At 73.5% G+C, this 6,513-nt stretch carries 7 protein-coding genes and 1 pseudogene; 6 read left to right on the top strand and 2 right to left on the bottom strand.

Translation table 11 applies throughout. The features are described 5' to 3' along the window. The 6 genes and pseudogenes from ACWJ6R_RS27545 to ACWJ6R_RS27520 form a co-directional block, all read left to right on the top strand. Positions 1–340, top strand: a pseudogene (locus ACWJ6R_RS27545) (CDP-alcohol phosphatidyltransferase family protein); the annotation flags it as partial. Continuing rightward, a complete protein-coding gene (locus ACWJ6R_RS27540; protein WP_449065018.1) occupies positions 337–975 on the top strand; it encodes a DUF5941 domain-containing protein in 639 nt (212 codons plus the stop codon). The pseudogene ACWJ6R_RS27545 and the gene ACWJ6R_RS27540, both read left to right, overlap by 4 nt. 169 nt (positions 976–1,144) lie before the next feature. Next, positions 1,145–1,879 (top strand): phosphocholine cytidylyltransferase family protein, encoded by a 735-nt coding sequence (locus ACWJ6R_RS27535; protein ID WP_068895200.1) that lies wholly within the window; start codon positions 1,145–1,147, stop codon positions 1,877–1,879. A 5-nt stretch (positions 1,880–1,884) separates the two neighbouring features. Continuing rightward, positions 1,885–2,925 carry an iron-containing alcohol dehydrogenase family protein gene (locus ACWJ6R_RS27530; RefSeq protein ID WP_068894536.1) on the top strand — a complete coding sequence of 347 codons (1,041 nt, stop codon included), beginning with the start codon at positions 1,885–1,887 and terminating at the stop codon, positions 2,923–2,925. Next, positions 2,903–3,670 carry a CDP-alcohol phosphatidyltransferase family protein gene (locus ACWJ6R_RS27525; protein ID WP_449065017.1) on the top strand — a complete coding sequence of 256 codons (768 nt, stop codon included), beginning with the start codon at positions 2,903–2,905 and terminating at the stop codon, positions 3,668–3,670. The genes ACWJ6R_RS27530 and ACWJ6R_RS27525 overlap by 23 nt, the downstream gene beginning before the upstream one ends. A gap of 196 nt (positions 3,671–3,866) precedes the next feature. Next, positions 3,867–4,748: a glycosyltransferase family 2 protein gene (locus tag ACWJ6R_RS27520; protein WP_449065016.1), complete on the top strand. Its 882-nt coding sequence runs from the start codon at positions 3,867–3,869 to the stop codon at positions 4,746–4,748. A gap of 94 nt (positions 4,749–4,842) precedes the next feature. On the opposite strand, the gene ACWJ6R_RS27515 is transcribed toward ACWJ6R_RS27520, so the two are convergent. Next, the gene (locus ACWJ6R_RS27515) at positions 4,843–5,580 is read right to left on the bottom strand and encodes an acetoacetate decarboxylase family protein (protein ID WP_449065015.1); all 738 of its coding nucleotides are present in this window, start codon (positions 5,578–5,580) and stop codon (positions 4,843–4,845) included. Next, entirely contained in the window at positions 5,565–6,395 is an 831-nt protein-coding gene (locus ACWJ6R_RS27510; RefSeq protein WP_449065014.1) for a glycosyltransferase, read from the bottom strand. The genes ACWJ6R_RS27515 and ACWJ6R_RS27510 overlap by 16 nt, the downstream gene beginning before the upstream one ends. Between the last annotated feature and the right edge of the window lie 118 nt (positions 6,396–6,513).

Here is a 6,513-nt window from a genome sequence, read left to right as displayed (position 1 = left end):
ATCCCCGCGCAGGCCCCGCCCCCGGAGCCGCTCCTCGGCGCGCCCGGGGACGAGGACGACGAGGACGACGAGGACGCGGACTTGGGAGGGGCGCCGGGCGGCCGGACGCGGACGGGGCGCGGGCGGCGTCGCCGGGCTCTCGCGCCGCCTGGAGCGGGGCGCCCTCACCCGCCGGCTGAAGCGGGTGATCGTCCTTCCGATCGGGGAGCGCATGGCGCTGATCGCGGTGACCGCGGCGGTGTTCGACGCCCGGGTGACCTTCCTGGCCCTGCTCGCCTGGGGCGGCCTGGCCACCCTCTACATGCTCGGAGGCAGGATGGGCAGGTCGGTGGCGCGATGACCGCTGCTTTCGCGGGTCCCCCTCCGGGACCGTCCCCGCGTACGGCCCCGCCGGGCGGCACCGTGGCGATCCACCGCGACGACGGCCTGCCGTCCCGGGCGATGGGGGCCCTGGTCTCCGGGCAGCTCCCGCCGCTGCCCCCCGCGCTCGTCGGGATGTTCGTGACCGGCGTGCTGCTGAGCATCGGCGTGGCCGGGAGCGACGACCTGGCGGTGTTCGCCCCCGTCGTGGTGCTGCTGCTGACCGGGCCGGGCAGCTCCCACCGGCACGACGGGCGGCTCGACTGGCTGGTCCCGCCGATCCTGCGCCTGACCGAGTACGGCTTCACCGCCTCGGTGGGGTTCGCGCACGACGTGCCGCCGTGGCTGGTCTTCGCGCTGCTCGGCGCGGTGGCCTTCCACCACTACGACGTCGTCAACCGGGTGCGCCAGGGCGCCCCGCCGCCGTCCTGGCTGGCCGCGGTCGGCTTGGGCTGGGACGGGCGGATGCTGCTGGTCGCCCTGGGCGGGCTCATCGGCCAGGCGACGCCGTTCCTGGTGCTCCTCTCGCTCTACCTGTGGGGGCTGTTCTGCTGGGAGAGCCTCACCTACTGGGCGGCCGTTCCGCGCCCCGGAGCGGGCCCCTCGGAGGGCTGAGCGCGGTGGCCCGCGGGCGGCACGGCCGCGGGGGGTGGGCTCCCCGGGGCGCCGGGCGCCGGGGGAGAATGCCTGGTGAACCTCGGATTACACGATCAGGGGTCAAAGGGAACTAACCTTTGGGGCCAGGAGAGCCCGCCGAGGGTCTCACTTGGATGAGGAGTGCACGTTGCTGGGAATGGTGCTGGCCGCCGGGGCCGGACGACGCCTGCGGCCGTACACCGACACGCTGCCCAAGGCGCTCGTGCCGGTCGACGGTGACACCACGATCATGGACATCTCGCTGCGGAACCTCGCGGCCGCCGACCTCCGTGACGTCGTGGTCATCGTCGGCTACCAGGCGCAGGCCGTACACGAGCGCAAGGCCGAGCTGGAGCGGCGGCACGGTGTGAAGCTCACCCTCGTGCACAACGACAAGGCCGAGGAGTGGAACAACGCCTACTCCCTGTGGTGCGCGCGCGACTACTTCGACCAGGGCGTGCTGCTGGTCAACGGCGACACCGTGCACCCGGTCTCGGTCGAGCACACGCTGCTGTCGGCCCCGGCCACGAGCGACATCCTGCTCGCGGTGGACGACGTCAAGAAGCTGGCCGACGAGGAGATGAAGGTCGTCCTCGACGGCGACGGGCACCTGGAGCGGATCACCAAGCTGATGGACCCCGCCTCCGCGGCGGGCGAGTACATCGGCGCGACCCTGATCCGCCCGGGCGTCGGCGCGCGCCTGGCCGACGCGCTGCAGGCCACCTTCGAGCGCGACCCGCAGCTGTACTACGAGGACGGCTACCAGGAGCTGGTCGCCCGCGGCGAGAAGATCGCGGTCGCCCCCATCGGCGACGTCCCGTGGGTCGAGGTCGACAACCACGACGACCTGGCGAAGGCGCGGGAGATCGCGTGCCGATACTAGCCAGGATGCTCCCCGCCCCGCTGACCATGGAGGTTCGGCGGGGCGCCATCGCGGAGCTCGGCTCGCTGCTGGCCGACAGCCGGGTGGCGACCTCCGGGCGGGTGGCGGTGGCGGTGGGCGCCGGCCAGGGGGACAGGATCGCCTCGGTGATCGCGCCCTCCCTGGGCGAGGCCCAGGTCTTCCGGGTGCCGGACGGCTCGGTCGACGCGGCCGTGACGCTCGGCGCGGACCTGCGCAAGGGCGCCTACGAGGCGGTCGTCGGCATCGGCGGCGGCAAGACGATCGACGCGACGAAGTACGCCGCCTCGCTGGCCGGCATCCCGATGGTGGCGGTGGCCACCAACCTGTCGCACGACGGGATCTGCTCGCCGGTGGCCTCGCTCACCCACGACAGCGGCAAGGGCTCCTTCGGCGTGCCCATGCCGCTGGCCATCATGGTGGACCTCGACTTCGTGCACGACGCGCCCCCGGCGCTGGTCCGCTCCGGGGTCGGCGACGTGGTGAGCAACCTCTCGGCGATCGAGGACTGGCAGCTGGGCAGCACCGAGCGGGGCGAGCCGATCGACGGCCTGGCCTGCTCGATGGCCCGCACCTCGGCGGAGGCCGTCATCGGCCGCCGCGACTCGATCGAGTCGGACGCGTTCCTGACCGTGCTGGCCGAGTCGCTCATCCTGTCCGGGATGTCGATGGTCGTCGCGGGGTCGTCCCGTCCTTCGAGCGGCGGAGATCATGAGATCCTTCATGCCGTGGACCAGCTCTATCCCGGCACCTCCAATCACGGCGAACTCGCCGGGATCGGAGCGGCCTTCTGCTTCTTCCTGCGTGAGGACCCCGTGCGACTGACCCAGGTCGTCGACTGCCTGCGCGGGCACGACCTCCCGGTCACCCCCGGCGACGTGGGGCTGAGCGCCGAGCAGTTCACGGCGGCGGTCGAGCTGGCGCCCTCGACCCGCCCCGGGCGCTACACGATCCTGGAGCACCTGCGCCTGTCGGAATCGGAGATCAGGGATCGGGTGGAGGACTATGTCCGGGCCGTCGGTCGCTGAGCTGCGCGCGGTGGCCCAGCCGCACTCGACCATGGAGCGCAACAGCGGCGAGCACTGGGCCGGCGTGCTCTACATGCGCAAACTGTCGATCTACGTCACCTGGGTGCTCGCCAAGACGCCGATCACGCCCAACCAGACCACCTGGCTGATGATCCTGTGCGGCCTGGCGGCGGGCGCCGTCCTGGCGCTGCCCGGTCTCGGCGCGGCCGTGGGCGCGGCCCTGCTGGTCCAGGTCTACCTGCTGCTCGACTGCTCCGACGGGGAACTGGCCCGCTGGACGCGGCGGACCTCCATCACCGGGGTCTACCTCGACCGGGTCGGCCACTACTTCGCCGAGGCGGCCCTGCTGATCGGGCTGGGCTTCCGGGCCTCGGAGACCCTCCCCGACTGGTACACCGTGGCAGGTTTCGGCGCGGCGCTCGGCGCGATCCTGATCAAGGCGGAGACCGACCTGGTCGACGTGGCGCGGGCCCGCTCGGGCCTGGTGGCGGCGACGGAGTCCTCGGCCGAGCAGTTCCAGTCGCGCGGCCTGGGCCTGGCGCGCAAGGCGGCGGCGGCGCTGAGGTTCCACCGCATCGTCCAGGCGGTCGAGCTCTCGCTGCTGGTCGTGGTGGCCGCGGTCTGGGACCTGGTGAGCGGCGGTCTGGCCGCGACGCGGGTGCTCGCGGTGGCCTGCGTGGTGGTCGCCGCCCTGCAGATGGTCCTGCACCTGGTCAGCATCCTGGCCTCCCGGCGGCTGTCATGAGGAACCGGACGGCGTCCCGGCGCGTCGTAGGTGCGGATGCCTTGCCGTTTGGTGGGTGTTCGCCGACGCTTCCGATACGCTTGTCCCCTGGTGAATCGACAGACCGCAGTTCAGCCAGAATCGTCCGCCCCAGCAGACTCGGTGATCATGAAAGTATGTCCCGCACGTGCTCTCGACGCGTCAAGGCGATGACCCGTTGAAGATCTCGTGCGTCATTCTCACCATGGGCAACCGGATCCCCGAGCTGGGCCGGGCGGTCGAGTCCGCGCTGAACCAGGACGACGGCGACGTCGAGGTGGTCATCGTCGGCAACGGCGCGGACGTCCCCGAGCTCTCGGTCGGCGTGCCGCCGGGTTCGTCCGCGACGATCAAGACGGTCCGGCTCCCGCACAACACGGGCATCCCGGCGGGGCGCAACCGCGGCGTCGAGGAGTGCTCCGGCGACGTGGTGCTCTTCCTCGACGACGACGGCTGGTACGGCGAGCGGACCCTCGTCTCCCACCTGCGGGAGCGCTTCTCCACCGAGCACGACCTCGCGGTCGTCTCCTTCCGGGTGATGGACCCCGACGGCGGCGCCGGGCAGCGCCGCCACGTCCCCCGCCTGCGGGCGGGGGACCCCGAGCGGTCCTCCCCGGTCACCACCTTCCTGGGCGGCGCCTGCGCGATCCGCCGTTCGGCGTTCCTCCAGGTCGGCGGTCTGCCGGAGCGGTTCTTCTACGCCCACGAGGAGACCGACCTGGCCTGGCGGCTGCTCGGCGAGGGCTACCGCATCGAGTACGACGCGCAGACCGTCATGTACCACCCGCAGGTCCCGCCGACCCGCCACGCGGACTTCTACCGGCTCAACGCGCGCAACCGCGTCTGGCTGGCCCGCCGGAACCTCCCCTGGCCCCTGGCCTTCCTCTACCTGCTCAACTGGGTGGTCCTCACGCTGGTCCGCGAGCGCTCCCGCCCGGCCCTGAAGGCCTGGTTCCAGGGGTTCGGCGAGGGACTGCGGGAGCCCGCCGGCGAGCGCCGCCCCATGGGCTGGAAGACCGCCTGGCGGATGCTCCGCCTCGGCCGCCCGCCCATCGTCTGACCGGCCCTGCCGGACCGGGTCCGGCCCGCTCGAAGCCTCCGGGGCGGCTGGGGCCTCCCGGATCTCCACGGCCGGAACCACCTCTCAGCGTGCCTCAGAGTGCCTTGGCCTCGCCGAAGGCCATGGCGGTGTGGTCGGCGGTGAGGGTCATCAGGGCCCGCTTGGGCAGGCCCAGCTCGCTCAGCTCCCTGGCGACGGGATGGTTGCCCAGCCGGATCAGCGCGCCGCCGGGACGCGCCCGGACCCCGCTGGGGGAGACCGACCAGGGGATGCGCCGGGTCACGCCGTCGAGGTGGCTGTAGGCGTCGGCGGGCGTCGCCGCGGCGGGCGCCGGCACCCGGAACCCGGGCTTGACCAGCAGGTCGAGCACCAGGCGGCCGTCCTTGCGGACGATGCACCGCTTGTACGGCGAGGCCAGCCGCAGGTCGATGTCCGCCAGCTCCTTGGGGAACCCCCAGATCGACCGGCCCGCCTCCAGGGTGAAGCCCTGGTCGACCGGGAGCCAGTGGATGAAGAACCCGGCCCCGGACCGGCGCAGCTCCGCGAGGTTCGCGCGCAGCCCCCGGCGCGGCGGCGGGCCCGCCTCGGGCGGCCGGATCATGAAGGCGACGCCGAACTCGTGGTAGGCGTCCAGGTCCCCGTCGGCGTAGTCGACGAACGCCAGCGCGCACAGGGCCCTGCCGGGCAGGACCTCGGCGGCGTCCAGCCCCGAGTAGGCGAGCACCGCCCGGGCCGCGTCGGCCCGTACCAGGTAGGAAGCGCTGCAGACCGCGGCGTCCCGGACGCGCACGGGCATGCTCACGTCGCGGCCCTGGATCAGATGGCGTGCCATGCCTCCAGTGAACCAAGCTCCCGGCCCGCCGTCACCGGTTCCCCCGCCCATTCCTCCAGCAGGTCGACGAAGGTCCCGGCGTGGCCGGACCAGTCGTGGTGCAGCGCGGCCTCGGCGCGTCCGCGGGCGCCCATGGCCGCCGCGCCGGCGGGGTCGTCCCGCAGCGCCAGTACGGCCCGCACCGCGGCGCCGACGTCCCCGAAGGGCACGACCGCGCCGCAGCCGACCCGGTCGACCAGGGCGGCCGCGGCCGGGACCGGGGTGGTGACCACCGGGATGCCCCTGGCCATGTATTCGATGATCTTCGTGGGCGCCGGACGCTCCCGGCCGGGGGAGTCGTGCCGGAACGAGAGCCCGGCGATCGAGCCCTCGGCCATCCGCAGGGCGTGCCGGTCGGGGACGTGGCCGTACCAGTCGAGCAGGCCCGCGCGCTGCGCGTCGCGCAGCAGCGGCCGGGTCCCGCCGTCGGCGGGACCGATCAGGTCCAGCCTGATCCCGTGCGGGGCGAGCCGGCGGGCGAGCTCGACGAGTTCGACCGCGCCCCTGGAGCGAGAGATCCGGCCGAGGTGGACGACCCGGCTCTGGTGTCCGGGCGGCAGCGGGGGACGCCTGGGCACGCGCGCGGTGTCGGGGACGACCGGATGGGGGCCGGCGAAGCGCTCCTGATGGGACTCCCCGGCCAGGACGAGGTGGAGGCGGCGCTCCGCACGGGACTCGATCCGGCGGACCAGCGCGGGCAGGGAACGGAACAGGCCCGCCGGGAGGCGGGCGTCGGCGGCCAGGTCGGCGGCGAGGTCCCGGGGATCCTCCCGCACGTCCCAGACGGTGGCCGGTCGGCGCCGGGCAGCCGGAGCAGCAGCTCGACGTCGTGCACGATCAGCAGGTCGGCGCCCTCGACACCGCGCTCCAGCGCCGCGCGGGCGGCTCCCAGCG

The sequence above is a fragment of the Planomonospora algeriensis genome (assembly GCF_977012225.1).
The sequence above is the reverse complement of the archived record's forward strand: the minus strand, read 5'-3'. Positions and strand labels throughout refer to the sequence as shown.